Origin of the sequence: Amylolactobacillus amylotrophicus DSM 20534 (assembly GCF_001434555.1) — a bacterium.
Lineage (GTDB): Bacteria > Bacillota > Bacilli > Lactobacillales > Lactobacillaceae > Amylolactobacillus > Amylolactobacillus amylophilus.
This window is the reverse complement of the sequence record NZ_AZCV01000017.1, coordinates 1-1750: the sequence shown is the minus strand read 5'-3', so window position 1 is coordinate 1750 and position 1750 is coordinate 1. Positions and strand designations below refer to the sequence as shown.

Annotated in this window: 1 rRNA gene; it reads right to left on the bottom strand. The window is 49.4% G+C overall.

Annotation, left to right across the window (positions count from 1 at the left end):
- Nucleotides 1-97: 97 nt before the first annotated feature.
- A 16S ribosomal RNA gene (locus tag FC62_RS07855) occupies nt 98-1671 on the bottom strand.
- Nucleotides 1672-1750: the final 79 nt, after the last annotated feature.

The window sequence follows — 1750 nt, the reverse complement described above, 5'->3', positions numbered from 1 at the left end:
TTGAGAGTAAACCTCTCAAAACTAAACAAAGTTTCTCGTGTGCTTTTGTCGCGTGGCTTCCACGTATTCCTACGCTTCTTCCCACTCGCTTCCTTAGAAAGGAGGTGATCCAGCCGCAGGTTCTCCTACGGCTACCTTGTTACGACTTCACCCTAATCATCTATCCCACCTTAGACGGCTGGCTCCATTAATGGTTACCTCACCGGCTTTGGGTGTTACAAACTCTCATGGTGTGACGGGCGGTGTGTACAAGGCCCGGGAACGTATTCACCGTGGCATGCTGATCCACGATTACTAGCGATTCCAGCTTCATGTAGGCGAGTTGCAGCCTACAATCCGAACTGAGAACGGTTTTTAGAGATTCGCTTACTTTCACAAGTTCGCAACTCGTTGTACCGCCCATTGTAGCACGTGTGTAGCCCAGGTCATAAGGGGCATGATGATTTGACGTCATCCCCACCTTCCTCCGGTTTGTCACCGGCAGTCTCACTAGAGTGCCCATCTTAATGCTGGCAACTAGTAATAAGGGTTGCGCTCGTTGCGGGACTTAACCCAACATCTCACGACACGAGCTGACGACAACCATGCACCACCTGTCTTAGCGTTCCCGAAGGAAACGTCCCATCTCTGGGATTGGCGCTAGATGTCAAGACCTGGTAAGGTTCTTCGCGTTGCTTCGAATTAAACCACATGCTCCACCGCTTGTGCGGGCCCCCGTCAATTCCTTTGAGTTTCAACCTTGCGGTCGTACTCCCCAGGCGGAGTGCTTAATGCGTTAGCTCCAGCACTGAGAGGCGGAAACCTCCCAACACTTAGCACTCATCGTTTACGGCATGGACTACCAGGGTATCTAATCCTGTTCGCTACCCATGCTTTCGAGCCTCAGCGTCAGTTACAGACCAGAGAGCCGCCTTCGCCACTGGTGTTCTTCCATATATCTACGCATTCCACCGCTACACATGGAGTTCCACTCTCCTCTTCTGCACTCAAGTTATACAGTTTCTGATGCAATTCCTCGGTTGAGCCGAGGGCTTTCACATCAGACTTATACAACCGCCTGCACTCGCTTTACGCCCAATAATTCCGGATAACGCTTGCCACCTACGTATTACCGCGGCTGCTGGCACGTAGTTAGCCGTGACTTTCTGGTTGGTTACCGTCAAATAAAGTACAGTTACTTACCTTATCCTTCTTCTCCAATAACAGAGTTTTACGAGCCGAAACCCTTCTTCACTCACGCGGCGTTGCTCCATCAGACTTTCGTCCATTGTGGAAGATTCCCTACTGCTGCCTCCCGTAGGAGTTTGGGCCGTGTCTCAGTCCCAATGTGGCCGATCACTCTCTCAAGTCGGCTACGTATCATCGTCTTGGTAAGCCGTTACCTTACCAACTAACTAATACGCCGCAGGTCCATCCTTTAGTGATAGCTTTCGCCATCTTTCAAACATCTATCATGTGATAGTTGTTGTTATGCGGTATTAGCATCTGTTTCCAAATGTTATCCCCCGCTATAGGGTAGGTTACCCACGTGTTACTCACCCGTCCGCCACTCGTTCCATTGTTAATCGCTTTGGTGCAAGCACCGCTACTCTTAACCAGAACTCGTTCGACTTGCATGTATTAGGCACGCCGCCAGCGTTCATCCTGAGCCAGGATCAAACTCTCAATTTTTATCTTGAGATATTCTTCAAATAGCTCTTAGTTTTATTGTTTATTCACGAATTGACTTCGCTTAAATCTTTAGGGGTTT